At 46.6% G+C, this 17,433-nt stretch carries 18 protein-coding genes; all 18 read left to right on the top strand.

The features are described 5' to 3' along the window. The first annotated feature begins 60 nt into the window (after positions 1-60). The 18 genes from SB847_RS20040 to lysS all read left to right on the top strand — a co-directional run bounded on the left by SB847_RS20040 (position 61) and on the right by lysS (position 17,123). Entirely contained in the window at positions 61-798 is a 738-nt protein-coding gene (locus SB847_RS20040) for a vWA domain-containing protein (protein WP_004264624.1), read from the top strand. After that, the gene (locus tag SB847_RS20035; protein ID WP_410565260.1) at positions 764-1,765 is read left to right on the top strand and encodes a protein kinase domain-containing protein; all 1,002 of its coding nucleotides are present in this window, start codon (positions 764-766) and stop codon (positions 1,763-1,765) included. The genes SB847_RS20040 and SB847_RS20035 overlap by 35 nt, the downstream gene beginning before the upstream one ends. A gap of 104 nt (positions 1,766-1,869) precedes the next feature. Next, positions 1,870-3,288: a tRNA lysidine(34) synthetase TilS gene (gene tilS, locus SB847_RS20030; protein ID WP_410565257.1), complete on the top strand. Its 1,419-nt coding sequence runs from the start codon at positions 1,870-1,872 to the stop codon at positions 3,286-3,288. Then, positions 3,285-3,824, top strand: a complete 540-nt coding sequence (hpt, locus tag SB847_RS20025; RefSeq protein ID WP_004264611.1) for a hypoxanthine phosphoribosyltransferase — start codon at positions 3,285-3,287, stop codon at positions 3,822-3,824. The genes tilS and hpt overlap by 4 nt, the downstream gene beginning before the upstream one ends. 97 nt (positions 3,825-3,921) lie before the next feature. Next, positions 3,922-5,841: an ATP-dependent zinc metalloprotease FtsH gene (gene ftsH / locus SB847_RS20020; protein WP_007615201.1), complete on the top strand. Its 1,920-nt coding sequence runs from the start codon at positions 3,922-3,924 to the stop codon at positions 5,839-5,841. A 148-nt stretch (positions 5,842-5,989) separates the two neighbouring features. Next, a complete protein-coding gene (locus SB847_RS20015) occupies positions 5,990-6,766 on the top strand; it encodes a type III pantothenate kinase (protein ID WP_007409940.1) in 777 nt (258 codons plus the stop codon). Between the two features lie 10 nt (positions 6,767-6,776). After that, the gene (hslO, locus tag SB847_RS20010) at positions 6,777-7,652 is read left to right on the top strand and encodes an Hsp33 family molecular chaperone HslO (protein ID WP_004264606.1); all 876 of its coding nucleotides are present in this window, start codon (positions 6,777-6,779) and stop codon (positions 7,650-7,652) included. Positions 7,653-7,697: 45 nt separating this feature from the next. Then, the gene (locus SB847_RS20005; RefSeq protein WP_410578352.1) at positions 7,698-8,588 is read left to right on the top strand and encodes a peptidyl-prolyl cis-trans isomerase; all 891 of its coding nucleotides are present in this window, start codon (positions 7,698-7,700) and stop codon (positions 8,586-8,588) included. Between the two features lie 75 nt (positions 8,589-8,663). Further along, positions 8,664-9,590, top strand: a complete 927-nt coding sequence (gene cysK, locus SB847_RS20000; protein ID WP_007615206.1) for a cysteine synthase A — start codon at positions 8,664-8,666, stop codon at positions 9,588-9,590. Between the two features lie 167 nt (positions 9,591-9,757). Next, positions 9,758-11,179 carry an aminodeoxychorismate synthase, component I gene (gene pabB / locus SB847_RS19995; RefSeq protein WP_285980395.1) on the top strand — a complete coding sequence of 474 codons (1,422 nt, stop codon included), beginning with the start codon at positions 9,758-9,760 and terminating at the stop codon, positions 11,177-11,179. Between the two features lie 6 nt (positions 11,180-11,185). Further along, positions 11,186-11,773: an aminodeoxychorismate/anthranilate synthase component II gene (gene pabA / locus SB847_RS19990; RefSeq protein WP_082999159.1), complete on the top strand. Its 588-nt coding sequence runs from the start codon at positions 11,186-11,188 to the stop codon at positions 11,771-11,773. Continuing rightward, positions 11,770-12,654, top strand: a complete 885-nt coding sequence (gene pabC, locus SB847_RS19985) for an aminodeoxychorismate lyase (RefSeq protein ID WP_410565248.1) — start codon at positions 11,770-11,772, stop codon at positions 12,652-12,654. Before pabA ends, pabC begins: the two co-directional genes overlap by 4 nt. After that, on the top strand, positions 12,635-13,492 hold the full coding sequence (gene folP / locus SB847_RS19980; protein WP_410565245.1) for a dihydropteroate synthase: 858 nt from the start codon (positions 12,635-12,637) through the stop codon (positions 13,490-13,492). Before pabC ends, folP begins: the two co-directional genes overlap by 20 nt. After that, on the top strand, positions 13,485-13,847 hold the full coding sequence (gene folB / locus SB847_RS19975) for a dihydroneopterin aldolase (protein ID WP_003150671.1): 363 nt from the start codon (positions 13,485-13,487) through the stop codon (positions 13,845-13,847). The genes folP and folB overlap by 8 nt, the downstream gene beginning before the upstream one ends. Continuing rightward, positions 13,844-14,347: a 2-amino-4-hydroxy-6-hydroxymethyldihydropteridine diphosphokinase gene (folK, locus tag SB847_RS19970; RefSeq protein WP_025854071.1), complete on the top strand. Its 504-nt coding sequence runs from the start codon at positions 13,844-13,846 to the stop codon at positions 14,345-14,347. The genes folB and folK overlap by 4 nt, the downstream gene beginning before the upstream one ends. After that, positions 14,299-14,508: a helix-turn-helix domain-containing protein gene (locus SB847_RS19965; RefSeq protein ID WP_032872207.1), complete on the top strand. Its 210-nt coding sequence runs from the start codon at positions 14,299-14,301 to the stop codon at positions 14,506-14,508. Before folK ends, SB847_RS19965 begins: the two co-directional genes overlap by 49 nt. 24 nt (positions 14,509-14,532) lie before the next feature. Further along, the gene (gene dusB, locus SB847_RS19960) at positions 14,533-15,534 is read left to right on the top strand and encodes a tRNA dihydrouridine synthase DusB (protein WP_007409948.1); all 1,002 of its coding nucleotides are present in this window, start codon (positions 14,533-14,535) and stop codon (positions 15,532-15,534) included. 89 nt (positions 15,535-15,623) lie between these two features. Then, positions 15,624-17,123, top strand: coding sequence for a lysine--tRNA ligase (gene lysS / locus SB847_RS19955; RefSeq protein WP_014416740.1), 1,500 nt, complete (start codon positions 15,624-15,626; stop codon positions 17,121-17,123). Positions 17,124-17,433 lie beyond the last annotated feature (310 nt).

Here is a 17,433-nt window from a genome sequence, read left to right as displayed (position 1 = left end):
GTATAAATCACTTTCCTTCTGGCGAAGATGGGACTAATCGTATCACCGGGAGGAATGTATGTGAATAAGGGACATTTAAATCAAGTTCTGCTGATTACAGATGGCTGCTCCAATCATGGTGAAGACCCGATCGCAATGGCGGCTTTCGCCAAGGAGCAGGGGATTACGGTGAATGTTATAGGAATTATGGAAGAAAACGCGATTGACCAAGAGGCAATGAAGGAAGTTGAAGGCATCGCCATGGCCGGAGGCGGCGTCCATCAAGTTGTGTATGCGTCACAATTGTCTCAGACGGTTCAAATGGTGACGAAAAAAGCAATGACCCAGACGCTGCAAGGTGTCGTCAATCAAGAGCTTAAACAAATTTTAGGGAAAAACGTTGAAATGGAAGAGCTTTCTCCTGAAAAACGCGGAGAAGTGATGGAAGTGGTTGATGAACTCGGCGAAACGGTTCATCTGCAAGTGCTTGTGCTGGTTGATACGAGTGCGAGTATGGCGCCGAAACTGCCGACGGTGAAAGAAGCGCTGATCGATCTTTCCATCAGTTTAAATTCCCGGGCCGGGCAAAATGAATTTGCCATGTGTATATTTCCCGGGAAAAGCCAGGAAGTTGAGCTTGTGCTGAATTGGACGCCGAAGCTTGAATCTCTTTCTGCACTCTTTGCGAAGCTGTCGACCGGCGGTATCACCCCTACGGGCCCCGCTATCCGGGAAGCGACGCAGCAGTTTGAGAGAATCCGCTCAAGAAGGAGCATGTTGGCAGATGATGAACGACGCTTTAACGAGTTTGGCATGTAGTCTGGCACCGGGGACGGCAATTCAGGGCAAATGGAACGGCAAATCCTACAGATTGCTCAAACAGCTTGGAAAAGGGGCTAACGGTATTGTATATCTGGCAGAAGCATCAGGCGGACAGGTCGCTTTGAAAATAAGCAGCGACAGCATGTCTGTTACCTCTGAAGTGAATGTCTTAAAATCCTTTTCAAAGGCCCGGTCGCAAACGATGGGGCCTTCTTTTTTTGATGCGGACGACGCGTTTATTCCGCAGCTGAATAAAAATGTCTCTTTTTACGTGATGGAGTACATAGAAGGGCCGCTTCTTCCGCAATATATCAGCAGTAAGGGAGCGGAGTGGATTCCGGTGCTGATGGTGCAGCTTCTTTCCAGCCTGTCAGTCCTTCATCAGCAGGGATGGGTTTTTGGCGACCTCAAACCGGACAATCTCATTGTAACCGGACCACCGGCTGCCATTCGCTGCATTGATGTAGGGGGAACGACAAAACAAGGCCGCGCGATTAAAGAGTATACGGAGTTTTACGATAGGGGCTATTGGGGGTATGGAACAAGAAAAGCAGAACCATCCTACGACCTGTTTGCTGTCGCAATGATCATGATCCACTGTGTCCAGAAGAAAGAGTGCAAAAAGTCAGGACAGCCGAAAGAACAGCTTCGTTCTATCATTGAAGGCCACCCGTTTCTGAATAAGTATAAGAAGGTTCTGTTTTCTGCTTTAAACGGCCAATATCCGTCTGCGGAAGCCATGAAGCATGACATCCTGACGGCGGGGCAGAGCGCCGGGGGCAAAAGGAAAGCCGCCGCCAAGACTAAGCCGCCGCAATCAAAACCGCGGCAGGGCACTGTATCTCAAACGCGGTATAAACCTAAACAAAAACCCGCAAAGCACAATGGTTTGTTTGAAACAACACTTATTTTAATCAGCGTTCTCGCCCTTTATTTCGCTTACATCGTCTTTTTTCTCATCTAATGCCGGCCGGACGCCTGCGCTCATGCTTCTTCTTTGCTTGGAGGGAATGAAAGTGATAGGATATGTATATCTTTAAAAAACCTGCTCATTGTGAGGGGGACATTGTGAAAAGCGTGGAAGATTTTTTCAAAACATATCATCTTCAGGCGGAGGGAGAAACGATTATTGCCGGGGTCTCCGGAGGCCCTGATTCAATGGCGCTTCTCAGTATGCTGAATAAGCACTTCGGGCATTCCTCCGTTATCATAGCGGCGCATGTCGACCATCAGTTCAGGGGTCCTGAATCTGAAGAAGATATGAAGTTTGTGCAGTCATATTGCGAAGCGGAACACATCTTCTGCGAAACGGTACAGATTGATGTTTCTGCATACGCAAAGAAGAATAGGCTGAACAAGCAGGCTGCCGCGCGTGATTGCAGATATCAGTTTTTCGAAGATCTGATGGCAAAACACCAAGCGAAGTTTTTGGCGCTGGCTCATCACGGCGATGACCAGGTTGAGACAATGCTCATGAGGCTTGCGAAAGGTACGCTCGGGGCAGGGCTTGCGGGAATGCAGCCCGTCCGCGAATTTGCATCCGGCTGGCTGATCAGGCCTTTCCTCTATGCGGCAAAGGATGAAATCCTTGAATACTGCCGTCAAGAAGGGCTCAGCTACAGAACGGATGAGAGCAATGCAAAAGACGATTATACAAGAAACAGATTCAGAAAGACCGTGCTTCCTTTTTTAAAACAAGAATCACCTGACGTTCATAAAATGTTTCAAAAGGTGAGTGAAGCACTGACAGAAGACGAACAATACCTGCAGTCATTAACGAAAGAACGAATGAATAAGGTTATTACAAGCAAGTCTGACACATCGGTTGAAGTCAATTCCTCTCAATTGCTTGCCCTTCCGATACCTTTACAAAGAAGAGGAGTTCAACTAATATTAAACTATCTTTATGAAAACGTTCCATCGTCGTTTTCCGCCCGCCACATACAGCAGTTTCTCGAATGGGCGGAAAATGGAAGCGCCTCGGGAGTGCTTGATTTTCCGAAAGGGCTGAAGGTGGTCAAATCATATCAGACATGTTTGTTTACATTTGAACAATGGCAATGTGAAAAAGTTCCCTTTGAGCTGCAGCTGCAAGGAGCGGAAGGCGAGACTGCTGTTCTCCCCAACGGCTTTATGATAGAGGTGGCCGTTCAGGCTGACCCTCATATCAAAAATGGGAATGCTGTTTTTATGACAAGCAGAAACAAGGTGCAATTTCCTTTAACAATCCGGACGAGAAAAATCGGCGACCGGATCAAACTTAAAGGGATGAATGGCTCGAAAAAGGTGAAAGATATATTTATTGATCATAAACTGCCTCTGCGGGATCGGGACGAATGGCCGATTGTAACGGATGCGAGCGGTGAAATTATCTGGCTGCCTGGCTTGAAAAAATCCATCTTTGACGATCTTGTGATTTCAAACAGTGACCGCATTGTATTACAATATAGACAGCATGAAAAGTGTAGGGGGCAAGCATTAACATGAAACAGGATATCGAAAAAGTGCTGATCTCAGAAGATGAGATCCAGCAGAAAGTAAAACAGCTTGGAGAACAATTAACAAGCGAGTACAGCGACACGTTTCCGTTGGCAATCGGTGTGTTAAAGGGAGCGCTTCCTTTTATGGCTGATCTTATAAAGCATATTGATACATATTTGGAAATGGACTTCATGGATGTATCAAGCTACGGAAATTCCACGGTTTCTTCCGGAGAAGTCAAAATCATCAAAGATTTGGATACATCTGTAGAAGGCCGGGACATCTTAATCATTGAAGATATTATCGACAGTGGGTTAACCTTGAGCTATCTCGTAGAACTCTTCCGATATCGTAAAGCGAAATCAATTAAGATTGTTACCCTGTTGGATAAACCAAGCGGAAGAAAAGCGGACATTAAAGCAGACTTCGTAGGCTTTGAAGTTCCTGACGCGTTTGTTGTGGGTTACGGACTTGATTATGCCGAACGCTATCGCAATCTGCCTTACATCGGAGTATTAAAACCGGCGATTTATGAAAGCTGATCGGCTGCCTGCTTCCGAGATGGTTATCGGTTGTATTGGAATGATTTTCTATGGTACTATTGAACATAGTTGTGCTTACTGTGGGAGGAGGTAAGGAATGAATCGGGTCTTCCGTAATACCATTTTTTATTTACTTATTTTATTAGTAGTAATCGGGGTTGTGAGTTACTTCCAGACTTCAAACCCGAAAACAGAAAATATGTCGTACAGTACGTTTATCAAGAACCTCGATGAGGGGAAAGTTGATAGCGTATCGGTTCAGCCTGTCAGAGGTGTTTATGAGGTAAAAGGACAGCTGAAAAAATACGACAAAGACCAGTACTTTTTAACACATGTTCCTGAAGGAAAGGGAGCAGACCAGATATTTGATGCAATTAAAAAGACGGACGTAAAAGTTGATCCCGCACAGGAAACAAGCGGGTGGGTGACGTTCTTAACGACGATCATTCCGTTTGTCATCATCTTTATTCTGTTTTTCTTCCTGCTCAATCAGGCTCAGGGCGGCGGCAGCCGTGTCATGAACTTCGGGAAGAGCAAAGCGAAGCTGTATACGGAAGAAAAGAAACGCGTGAAGTTTAAAGATGTAGCCGGCGCGGATGAGGAGAAGCAGGAGCTTGTTGAGGTTGTTGAGTTTCTGAAAGATCCTCGCAAATTCGCCGAGCTTGGCGCCAGAATCCCTAAAGGCGTGCTGCTGGTCGGACCTCCGGGAACCGGTAAGACATTGCTTGCGAGAGCCTCAGCCGGTGAAGCGGGCGTTCCTTTCTTCAGCATCAGCGGATCTGACTTCGTTGAAATGTTTGTCGGTGTCGGTGCTTCCCGTGTGCGTGATTTATTCGAAAATGCGAAAAAGAATGCGCCTTGCCTGATCTTCATTGATGAGATCGACGCGGTGGGACGTCAGCGCGGCGCAGGTCTTGGCGGCGGGCATGATGAACGCGAACAGACGCTGAACCAGCTGCTTGTAGAGATGGACGGTTTCAGTGCGAATGAAGGAATCATTATTATCGCTGCGACAAACCGTGCGGACATTCTCGACCCTGCATTGCTTCGTCCGGGACGTTTTGACCGTCAGATTACGGTAGACCGTCCGGATGTCATCGGCCGTGAAGCCGTATTGCAGGTCCATGCGAGAAACAAACCGCTTGATGAAACGGTGAACTTAAAAGCGATCGCTTCAAGAACACCCGGTTTCTCAGGCGCCGACTTAGAAAACCTTCTTAACGAAGCGGCACTCGTTGCTGCCCGTCAAAACAAGAAGAAAATTGATATGCGCGACATTGATGAAGCGACGGACCGTGTCATTGCGGGTCCTGCGAAGAAGAGCCGCGTCATATCGAAAAAAGAACGCAATATCGTGGCGTACCACGAGGGCGGTCACACCGTTATCGGACTTGTGCTGGATGAAGCCGATATGGTTCATAAAGTAACGATTGTTCCGAGGGGGCAGGCGGGCGGATACGCGGTCATGCTTCCGAGAGAAGACCGTTACTTCCAGACAAAACCTGAACTTCTCGATAAAATTGTCGGTCTTCTGGGCGGACGGGTTGCCGAGGAAATTATCTTCGGCGAAGTCAGCACGGGGGCTCACAATGACTTCCAGCGGGCAACGAGCATTGCCAGAAGAATGGTGACAGAGTTCGGTATGTCAGAAAAACTCGGACCGCTTCAGTTCGGTCAATCTCAAGGCGGTCAAGTATTCCTGGGCCGGGATTTCAACAACGAGCAAAACTACAGTGATCAGATCGCTTACGAAATCGATCAGGAAATTCAGCGCATCATTAAAGAATGTTATGAGCGTGCGAAAACCATCCTGACTGAAAATCGCGATAAGCTTGAATTGATTGCTCAGACATTGCTTGATGTGGAAACATTAGATGCGGAACAAATCAAGCATCTCGTGGATCACGGAAAACTCCCTGAGCGCAATTTCTCAGATGACCATCTTCAAAAAGACGATGTGAAAGTAAACATCCTGTCTAAAACAGAAGACGAAAAGAAAGACGAGCCGAAAGAATAGTTCGCTTTCTGATATGAAAACCGCCGGCGTATACCGGCGGTTTTTTTACTGGTTCCGTTTTGTTTACAAAAGAGCCGCAGATCGTGTATGGTATTGTAGAATGTTGAAAATGTTATGATTAGAAACTATTCAAAAGTGGTGATAGAGGTTGTTACTGGTTATAGATGTGGGGAACACCAACACCGTGATTGGTGTATATCATGATGGGGAATTAGAATATCATTGGCGCATAGAAACGAGCAGGCACAAAACAGAAGACGAATTCGGCATGCTGCTCCGTTCCTTATTTGAACATTCCGGACTCATGTTTGAACAGATTGAAGGGATTATCATCTCATCCGTGGTGCCGCCGATTATGTTCTCTTTAGAAAGAATGTGCACAAAATACTTTCACATCGAGCCGCAAGTTGTCGGCCCGGGAATGAAAACAGGTTTAAATATAAAGTATGACAATCCGAAAGAAGTGGGAGCTGACAGGATCGTCAATGCCGTTGCGGCGATCCAGCAGTATGGCGGCCCCTTAATTGTTGTTGATTTCGGAACGGCGACGACGTATTGCTACATTGATGAAAACAAACAATACATGGGCGGCGCGATTGCTCCCGGCATTACGATTTCAACGGAGGCGCTGTACTCACGTGCGGCGAAGCTTCCGAGAATTGAAATTGCCCGTCCGGACAATATCATCGGCAAAAACACGGTAAGCGCCATGCAGTCCGGCATCCTTTTCGGCTATGTCGGACAAGTTGAAGGTATAGTGAAGCGGATGAAATGGCAGGCAACACAGGAACCGAAAGTCATTGCGACAGGCGGGCTTGCGTCATTAATCGCAAACGAATCAGACTGTATTGATATTGTTGACCCGTTTCTCACTCTGAAAGGGCTGGAAATCATTTATGAGCGAAATCGCGTGGGTCACGTATAGGAGGTAAACGATGGATTATTTAATTAAAGCAATTGCATATGACGGTAAAGTGCGGGCTTATGCAGCCAGAACGACAGATATGGTAAATGAAGCGCAAAGAAGGCATGACACGTGGCCGACGGCATCAGCCGCAATCGGCCGGACGATGACAGCTTCTCTGATGCTCGGAGCGATGCTTAAGGGTGAAGATAAGCTGACAGTCAAAATAGAAGGCGGCGGCCCGATCGGAGCCATTGTCGCGGATGCGAACGCAAAGGGTGAGGTAAGAGCATACGTATCAAACCCGCACGTTCATTTTGACCTCAATGAACAAGGGAAACTGGATGTCAGACGGGCGGTCGGAACTGACGGAACACTCAGTGTCGTAAAAGATTTGGGCTTGCGTGATTATTTTACGGGACAAGTAGAGATTGTCTCGGGTGAACTCGGTGACGACTTCACGTATTACCTTGTTTCTTCTGAACAAGTCCCTTCATCTGTCGGCGTAGGTGTTCTAGTAAATCCTGATAACACCATTCTCGCTGCGGGCGGGTTCATCATTCAGCTTCTTCCGGGGACTGATGAAGAAACCATTTCAACAATTGAAAAACAATTATCTCAAATCGAACCGATTTCAAAATTGATTCAAAAAGGCCTGACACCGGAAGAAATCTTAGAAGAAGTTCTTGGTCAAAAACCGGACGTTCTCGAAACAATGCCGGTCAAATTTCACTGTTCTTGTTCAAAAGATCGATTCGAAACGGCCATTTTAGGACTAGGCAAAAAAGAAATACAAGATATGATAGAAGAAGACGGAAAAGCCGAAGCGGTTTGCCATTTTTGTAATGAGAAATATTTATTTACAAAAGAAGAACTGGAAGAGCTTCGTGACGAAACAACCCGCTAGCTCTTTAGCGGGTTGTTCTATTTTATAAAAGGGATGGGGTAGATTTTGAAATCGAGAACACTTTTGACGATTATTGTAGCGGCGCTGTTAGTATGCAGTGTGACAGTGGCGTATAAGTTAACAAAATCCCAAACCGCAGGGTCATCTGAAGAATCCATCGCGACAATCGGTGATAAACATATCACACGGCAAGACTGGATGAAAAAGATGGAAGACGAGTACGGAAAATCAACGCTGGAAGACATGATTAATGCACAAGTAGTGGAAGAGCTTGCGAAAAAGAATAAACTCACAGTTTCAAACAGCGAATTGGAGCGGGAGTTTCTTTTAATCAAAGCGGTGAATAATTCATTTTATGAAGACAGCCATATTACCGAAAAAGAATGGAGAGACCAGATCCGCTACAACATTCTTCTTGAAGAACTGCTGACGAAGGACATCGATATATCGGATAAGGAAATGCAATCATTTTATAATAAAAACAAAGAATTGTACCATTTCGATGATTCCTACAGAATCCGGCACATCGTCGTCAAAAACAAAGATGAGGCGGACAGGGTGCTTGCTGATTTGAAAGGCGGTTCCAGCTTTGAAGCCGTTGCCGCTGAGCGTTCCACGGACAGATACACGTCACAGTATGGCGGAGACCTCGGCTTTGTGACAGAAAACCAGGAAAATATCCCGCAGGCATATATCACAGAAGCTAAAAATCTTAAAGAAGATGAATGGTCCGCTGAGCCGATTAAAGTTTCTTCAGGATACGCCGTCATTCAGCTGAAAGAAAAGCTTAAAGCGAGAACTTTCTCATACAATGAAGTGAAGAGCCAAATCAGACGCCAGATCGCGATGGATCAATTAGGTGACAAGGCGACAGTCAAAACGCTGTGGAAAGAGGCGGGGGTCTCTTGGTTCTACGGGGAAAAAAGAACTAAATGATTGACAAAAAATTTTGAAATTGATAACTTATATTTATAATACCAATAAATTTAGTCGGAAATTGAGGTGTCCAACATGGTGCGTATTGCAAATTCTATTACTGAACTAATCGGAAATACTCCTATTGTGAAATTGAATCGCCTGACGGATGAAAACAGTGCAGATGTATATCTGAAGCTTGAATACATGAATCCGGGCAGCAGCGTAAAAGACCGGATCGGAGTGGCGATGATAGAAGCGGCTGAAAAAGAAGGAAAATTAAAAGCCGGCGACACAATCATTGAACCGACAAGCGGAAATACAGGGATCGGTCTTGCGATGGTGGCAGCGGCTAAAGGTCTCAGAGCCATTCTCGTTATGCCTGATACAATGAGTATGGAGCGACGCAATCTGCTGCGCGCATACGGAGCGGAGCTTGTGCTGACTCCCGGCGCAGAAGGAATGAAGGGCGCCATTAAAAAGGCGGAAGAACTTGCCGAGGAACACGGATACTTTGTGCCTCAGCAATTCAACAATGCAGCAAACCCGGAAATTCACCGCCAAACGACGGGGAAAGAAATCGTAGAACAGTTTGGTGACGACCAGCTTGATGCGTTCGTGGCCGGAATCGGTACCGGCGGAACCATCACGGGAGCGGGCGAAGTGCTGAAAGAAGCATATCCATCCATCAAAATCTATGCGGTAGAGCCGGCAGATTCTCCGGTTCTTTCCGGCGGAAAACCGGGCCCGCATAAAATTCAGGGTATCGGAGCGGGATTTGTCCCTGAAACATTGAATACGGACATCTATGATCAGATCATTCCCGTCAAAAACGAGGATGCATTTGAATATGCCCGTAAAACGGCAAAAGAAGAAGGGATTCTCGGCGGGATTTCTTCCGGAGCGGCCATTTACGCGGCACTGGAAATCGCGAAAAAACTGGGGAAAGGCAAGAAAGTGCTTGCGATCATCCCTAGTAACGGAGAACGTTACTTAAGCACACCGCTTTATCAGTTTGAATAGAGACATACACACGGCTCCCGGCTGTATCCGGGAGTTTTTTTGTGCCTGAAGTATCGAAAATCCAAAAAACGTTTCGAATTTTATGGTTGGAAGTGAAATTCACTTTTTTCACCAGTGTGATTGCTTTAAAATAAAACTACAGTAAAACGAAGCAGAGGATTGATATGATGGCACAACGCAGACCGGCAGGAAGAAAAATACCTTTTACGAAACAAGCATTTTTACAGCGATATGAAAACCTTTCGAAATCGAGAAAACGGCATGTTCTGCTCGAAAGCGCGAGAGGGGGAAGATTCAGTATAGCCGGTCTAGATCCGATTGCGTCCGTCAGAGGGAAAGACGGAATTACAACGATCAAGCATGAGGGGGAAACACTGTTTAAAGAAGGTGACCCGCTGCGGGCCTTTCATGAATGGTTTGGAACGCTCGGAACGGAAACAAACGTTGAGTTTCCGGACTTTCAGGGCGGTGCGATTGGTTTTATCAGTTACGACTACGCCCGATATATTGAGAATTTTAAGATGCTGTCGTTAGATGATCTGGAAACACCTGATATTTACTTTCTTGTTTTTGATGATGTGGCCGTTTATGACCATGAGGAAGAGGCGTTATGGCTCATTACCCATACTGATGCGGAAGAAGCGGATATTGCGGAAGAAAAGCTGTCCGGCTTAGAGGACATGTGGTGCTCCCTCCAAACGGCGGACGAGCCTTTTTCACCGCTGAATCGGAATGGGGACGGATCGTACGCCGCTCCGTTCACTGAAGAAGGGTTTTCGCAGGCTGTAGAACAAATTAAACAATATATCGCGAGCGGCGATGTGTTCCAGGTTAATTTGTCTATCAGGCAGTCTCAGTCTTTATCCGTTCATCCGTATGAGGTGTATAAACACTTGAGAAACGTCAATCCGTCTCCTTACATGGCCTATCTCGAGACACCGGGGTTTCAAGTGATATGCGGGTCGCCGGAGCTATTGGTGACAAAGAAGGGGAAGAAGCTTGAAACGAGACCGATCGCGGGTACGCGTTCAAGAGGAAAAGACGATGCTGAAGACAAGGCCTTGGCTGAGGAATTAATTCACAACGAAAAAGAACGTGCGGAACACGTCATGCTTGTGGATCTTGAGCGCAATGACCTCGGGCGCGTATCGCGCTACGGCTCCGTGCGCGTTAACGAATTTATGGCGATCGAAAAGTATTCCCACGTCATGCATATCGTGTCAAACGTACAGGGAGAGCTGCAGGACGGATATGACGCGACAGACATTATTCATGCGGTGTTCCCGGGGGGCACCATCACGGGAGCGCCCAAAGTGAGAACGATGGAAATTATAGAAGAGCTTGAGCCGACAAGACGGGGGCTTTATACTGGATCTATAGGCTGGTTCGGATTCAACGGAGATCTGCAGTTTAACATTGTGATCCGGACGATCTATGCAGCCGGCGGACATGCTTTTATGCAGTCCGGTGCAGGAGTGGTCATTGATTCGGTTCCGAAGCATGAATACAAGGAATCGTTCAAAAAAGCTTTTGCGATGAAAAAGGCGTTAGAGCTGAGCGAAGAAGAGACAAAAAATCAGACGAGGTGAGCAGAGATGATTTTAATGATTGACAATTATGATTCATTTACGTACAACTTGGTTCAATATTTGGGTGAGCTTGGGGAGGAACTGATCGTCAGACGAAATGACGAGATTACGATTGAGCAGATTGAAGAGCTGGGTCCGGACTTCTTAATGATTTCACCGGGGCCGTGCAGTCCTGATGAAGCGGGGATCAGCCTCGAAGCCATCAAACATTTTGCCGGCAGTATTCCTGTTTTCGGCGTATGTCTCGGGCATCAGTCGATTGCGCAAGTATTCGGCGGCGATGTCGTCAGAGCAGAGCGGCTCATGCACGGCAAAACGTCAGAAGTTATGCATGACGGACAGACGGTTTTTAAAGGCCTGCAAAATCCGCTGGTCGCCACCCGGTATCATTCACTTATTGTCAAAGCGGACACGCTGCCGGATTGTTTTACGGTATCCGCTCAAACCAAAGAAGGAGAAATTATGGCAATCCGCCATAATGAGCTTCCTGTTGAAGGTGTTCAGTTCCATCCGGAATCCATCATGACCTCCTTCGGCAAAGAGATGCTCAGAAACTTTATAGAGACACACCGCAAAAAGGAAGTGACGGTGTGATTATATATTTGAATGGTCAATATATAGAGGAGAAAGAAGCGGCGCTTTCTCCTTTTGACCATGGTTATCTGTACGGGATCGGCGCGTTCGAGACGTTCAGGCTTTACAGCGGCCGGCCGTTTCTGCCGGATGCGCATGTCGCCAGGCTCAACAGGGCGCTTCGGGATCTGCAGATTGCATATGAGGTGAACAAACAGGAGCTGCTTGATATGCTTCGGAGACTGTTGCTCCTCAATGACATCAAGGACGGCAGCGCGCGTGTCCGGCTTAACATCTCGGCAGGCGTCAGCGATAAAGGGTTTGCCGCGCAGACTTATGAAAAGCCGACCGTCCTTTGTTTCGTCAACCGGATCAATCTGGAAACTCTGCCTGTTCAAAAAGAAGGCAGGCTTCTCTCTATCAGGAGAAATACGCCTGAAGGACTTTTCCGGTTAAAATCTCATCACTATTTAAACAACATGTATGCTAAACGGGAGATCGGGAATGATCCCAATCTTGAAGGCATTTTCCTGACCGGAGAAGGGGATGTCGCGGAAGGCATTGTCTCCAACGTGTTTTGGCGAAAAGGAGACAAGGTCTTTACACCATCCTTGGATACGGGCATTCTCGACGGCGTAACGAGACAGTTTGTTATTGATGAATTGAAACGGCAGGGGACAGAAGTCACCGAAGGCCGATTCCGTTTTCAATCAATGCTTGAAGCGGATGAAGCATGGTTGACAAACTCCGTGCTTGAAATCATCCCGTTTTCTAAAATAGAGGAAGTGCCGCTGCCCGGAGTGAGCGGAAAAACGGTGCAATTGCTCCGTAAGCAGTATCAGCAGGAAATAAACAAAATGAATGTACAGGAGGAGGAACAAAATGGCGCAGCAAACAATTGAACAGCCTAAACTGATTCATACAAAAAAAGGCGCTCTGTCCTATAAAGAGAAGACGCTCATTATGGGGATATTAAATGTAACGCCAGACTCCTTCTCTGACGGCGGTAAATACGACAGTACGGAAAGGGCGCTTCTGCATGCGGCGAAGATGGCTGAAGAAGGGGCGCATATCATAGATATCGGCGGCGAATCGACAAGGCCCGGCGCATCACTCGTGTCGGCTGATGAGGAAATGTCGCGAGTCATCCCCGTCATAGAACGGATTACAAGCGAGCTGGACATTCCGCTTTCAATCGATACGTACAAAGCGTCCGTGGCAGACGAAGCGGTCAAAGCGGGAGCCTCTATCCTTAATGACATCTGGGGGGCGAAAGGTGACCCTGATATGGCGTCAGTAGCCGCCGCACACGGGGTTCCGATTATCTTAATGCATAATCGCATGGAAAGAAACTACAACGATCTTATTCCTGATATGCTTGCAGACTTGATGGAAAGCGTAAAAACTGCCGCAGAAGCCGGCGTCACAGATGAAAACATGATTCTGGATCCGGGGATCGGCTTTGCGAAAAACTATGAGGACAATCTGGCTGTCATGAACAAGCTGGAGGTGTTCAGCGGGTTAGGTTATCCGCTGCTCCTGGCGACATCGAGAAAAAGGTTCATCGGCCGTGTGCTTGACCTTCCCCCTGAAGAACGTGCCGAGGGAACGGGAGCGACAGTATGCCTTGGCGTCCAGAAAGGCTGCGACATTGTGAGGGTGCACGATGTCAAAGAGATCGCAAGAATGACTAAGATGATGGATGCCATGTTGAACAAAGGAGGCGCACATTATGGATAAAGTATATGTAGAAGGTATGGAGTTTTACGGATATCACGGCGTGTTCGAAGAAGAAAACAAACTCGGCCAGCGCTTCAAAGTAGACCTGACTGCCGAACTGGATTTGAGCAAAGCCGGAAAAACGGATGACCTTTCTTATACCATTAACTATGCGGAATTGTACAGTGTCTGCCGCGGCATCGTTGAGGGCGAGCCCGTTAATTTGGTCGAGACCCTTGCGGAACGGATCGCAGACACCGTCCTTGAGAAATTTGAGCCGGTGCAGCAATGTACGGTAAAGGTTGTTAAGCCTGACCCGCCGATTCCCGGCCATTATAAATCAGTAGCCATAGAAATGACGAGAAAAAAATCATGAACAATACGGCATATATCGGCCTCGGTTCCAATATGGGCGACCGTGAACATTATTTGCGCCAGGCAGTGGCCATGCTCAGCCGCCATCATGGCGTGACGGTGTCAAAGGTGTCCTCCATATATGAAACAGATCCTGTCGGCTATGAGGATCAAGATCAGTTTCTTAATATGGCGGTTGAAGTGAAAACGGCGTTATCTCCTTTTGAACTTCTTGACGTAACGCAGAGCATTGAAGCTGAATTAGGCAGAACGAGAGAGATTCGCTGGGGACCGCGGACGGCAGACCTTGACATTTTGCTGTATAATCGTGAAAATATTGAAACAGAGCGGCTGATTGTTCCGCATCCGAGAATGTATGAGCGCTTATTTGTCCTTGCGCCGTTAAAAGAAATATGTCCGCAGGCGGATCATATCACGATAAGCGCTGAAACAAACCAAGAAGGTGTAAGAGTATGGAAGCAGAAATCTGGGGTAGGCGAATTCGTGCATTCAGAAAGCTGAAAGGTTATACTCAAGAAGGATTTGCAAAAGCATTAGGTGTATCAGTTTCTATTGTCGGTGAAATTGAACGCGGAAACCGATTGCCATCAGATGCCATCATTCAAGATGCGGCAGATGTTTTAAATATAAGTGCGGACGAATTGGCCCCGCCTGAAAAATAGACAAATAATGTTAGGAGGGGAAAAATGTTTAAAATCGGTGATATTCAATTGAAAAACCGGGTCGTGCTTGCCCCTATGGCCGGTGTCTGTAACTCAGCGTTCAGATTGACTGTAAAGGAATTCGGAGCCGGATTGGTATGCGCTGAAATGGTCAGTGACAAAGCGATTCTTTACAACAACGCAAGAACAATGGGGATGCTTTACATTGATGAACGTGAAAAACCGCTCAGCCTTCAGATTTTTGGAGGAAAAAAGGAAACCCTTGTGGAAGCGGCGAAGTTTGTAGATCAAAATACAACTGCTGATATTATTGATATTAACATGGGTTGTCCCGTACCCAAGATTACAAAATGTGATGCGGGCGCCAAATGGCTACTCGATCCTGATAAGATTTATGAAATGGTATCCGCAGTAGTAGATGCTGTTGATAAGCCGGTTACAGTGAAGATGAGAATGGGTTGGGATGAAGAGCACATCTATGCGGTGAAAAACGCCCAAGCCGTTGAACGTGCCGGCGGAAAAGCCGTTGCCCTGCACGGCCGCACAAGAGTGCAAATGTATGAAGGCACTGCGAACTGGGATATCATTAAAGAAGTGAAGCAATCCGTCTCCATTCCCGTCATCGGAAACGGTGATGTCAAAACGCCTCAGGACGCGAAACGCATGCTTGAGGAAACAGGAGTTGACGGCGTCATGATCGGCCGGGCCGCACTCGGCAACCCGTGGATGATTTACCGTACGGTGCACTACCTTGAAACCGGTGAGTTAAAAGACGAACCGAAAGTCCGTGAAAAAATGTCGGTATGCAAACTGCACTTAGACCGCCTGATTAAGTTAAAAGGCGAAAATGTGGCAGTCAGAGAAATGAGAAAACACGCTGCCTGGTACCTGAAAGGTGTCAGAGGCAATGCGAATGTACGCAACGAAATTAACCAATGTGAGACGCGTGAAGAAGTTGTGCAGCTTTTAGATGCATTTACCGCCGAAGCAGAGGCAAAAGAGCTTCAAGATGCAAAAGTAGGTTAATATACACCCTCTATTGCTGCTCACTGCCAGCTTACCGCTGGCAGTTTTTCTGCTTTTTCGTGAAAACAAAATGTAACGGAGTGATACCAATGAGTCAAGAAGAGCAAAATCATGAGGAATTGAACGACCAGCTGCAAGTCAGACGAGATAAAATGAACCAGCTGAGAGAAAACGGCATTGACCCTTTCGGCGAACGTTTCGAGAGAACGCATCAATCTCAACAGATCATTGACGCCTACCAGGAGCTTTCTAAAGAAGAACTGGAAGAAAAAGCGATCGAAGTGACCATTGCAGGCCGTATGATGACAAAGCGCGGAAAAGGGAAAGCCGGCTTTGCGCATCTGCAGGACTTAGAAGGTCAAATTCAAATTTACGTAAGAAAAGACAGTGTCGGCGAAGAACAATATGAAATCTTTAAATCTTCAGACCTGGGAGACGTTATCGGCATCACGGGGAAAGTTTTCAAAACAAACGTAGGCGAGCTTTCTGTCAAAGCGACATCTTTTGAACTGCTGACAAAAGCACTGCGTCCTCTTCCTGATAAATATCATGGGTTAAAAGACGTTGAACAGCGTTACCGCCAGCGCTATCTCGATCTCATCGTAAACCCTGACAGCAAACAAACGTTTATCACACGCAGCAAAATCATCCAAGCGATGAGAAGATACTTAGATGACCATGGATACTTAGAAGTTGAAACACCTACGATGCACAGCATACCGGGAGGAGCGTCTGCACGCCCGTTCATCACGCACCATAACGCGCTCGACATGCCTCTTTATATGCGTATTGCGATTGAACTGCACCTAAAACGCCTGATTGTCGGCGGATTGGAAAAAGTCTACGAAATCGGCCGTGTGTTCCGTAATGAAGGTGTTTCTACACGCCACAACCCTGAATTCACGATGATCGAGCTGTATGAAGCGTACGCCGATTATAAAGATATTATGAGCCTTACGGAAAACCTCGTTGCACATATTGCGCAGGAAGTGCTTGGAAGCACCACAATCCAGTACGGCGAAGAGCAGATTGATCTGAAACCTGAATGGAAACGACTCCACATGGTAGATGCGGTCAAAGAAGCGACAGGTGTAGATTTCTGGAATGAGATGACTGTTGAAGAAGCGCGCGGTCATGCAAAAGAGCATGGTATCGAGATCACAAACTCAATGACGGTGGGTCATATCATCAATGAATTCTTCGAACAAAAAATTGAAGAAACACTCATTCAGCCTACATTTATTTACGGCCACCCTGTAGAGATTTCTCCTCTTGCTAAGAAAAATCCGGAGGACCCTCGCTTTACAGACCGTTTTGAGCTGTTTATCGTCGGCCGTGAGCACGCTAATGCGTTTACGGAGCTGAATGACCCTATTGACCAGAGGGAACGCTTTGAAGCGCAATTAAAAGAAAGAGAAGAAGGAAACGATGAAGCGCATATGATGGATGAAGACTTCGTTGAAGCTCTTGAATACGGCATGCCGCCGACCGGGGGATTGGGTATCGGTATCGACCGCCTTGTCATGCTGTTAACAAATGCTCCGTCTATCAGAGACGTTTTATTATTCCCTCAAATGAGACAACGCTAATAAAAGGGAAGGCGCCGTTTCTGCTTATCGCAGTACGGCGCTTTTTTAGAAACAAGCCGCTCATAAAACTTTTTTGATTTTGTTTTGAAAAACTATTGCACTATTATTTGCGAGGTGGTATATTATTATTCGTTGCCGCTAAACAAGGCGCTGACGAAAAAAAGAAATTTAAAAAGTTATTGACTTCAAGAGATTGATAAGATATAATAATAAAGTCGCTTGAACGAAAGACAAAATGATCTTTGAAAACTAAACAAGACAAAACGTACCTGTTAATTCAAAGTTTTAAATAAATCGCACAGCGATGTGC

Source organism: Bacillus sp. SIMBA_026 (assembly GCF_046535335.1).
In the GTDB taxonomy this organism is placed as follows: domain Bacteria; phylum Bacillota; class Bacilli; order Bacillales; family Bacillaceae; genus Bacillus; species Bacillus velezensis.
The sequence above is the reverse complement of the archived record's forward strand: the minus strand, read 5'-3'. Positions and strand labels throughout refer to the sequence as shown.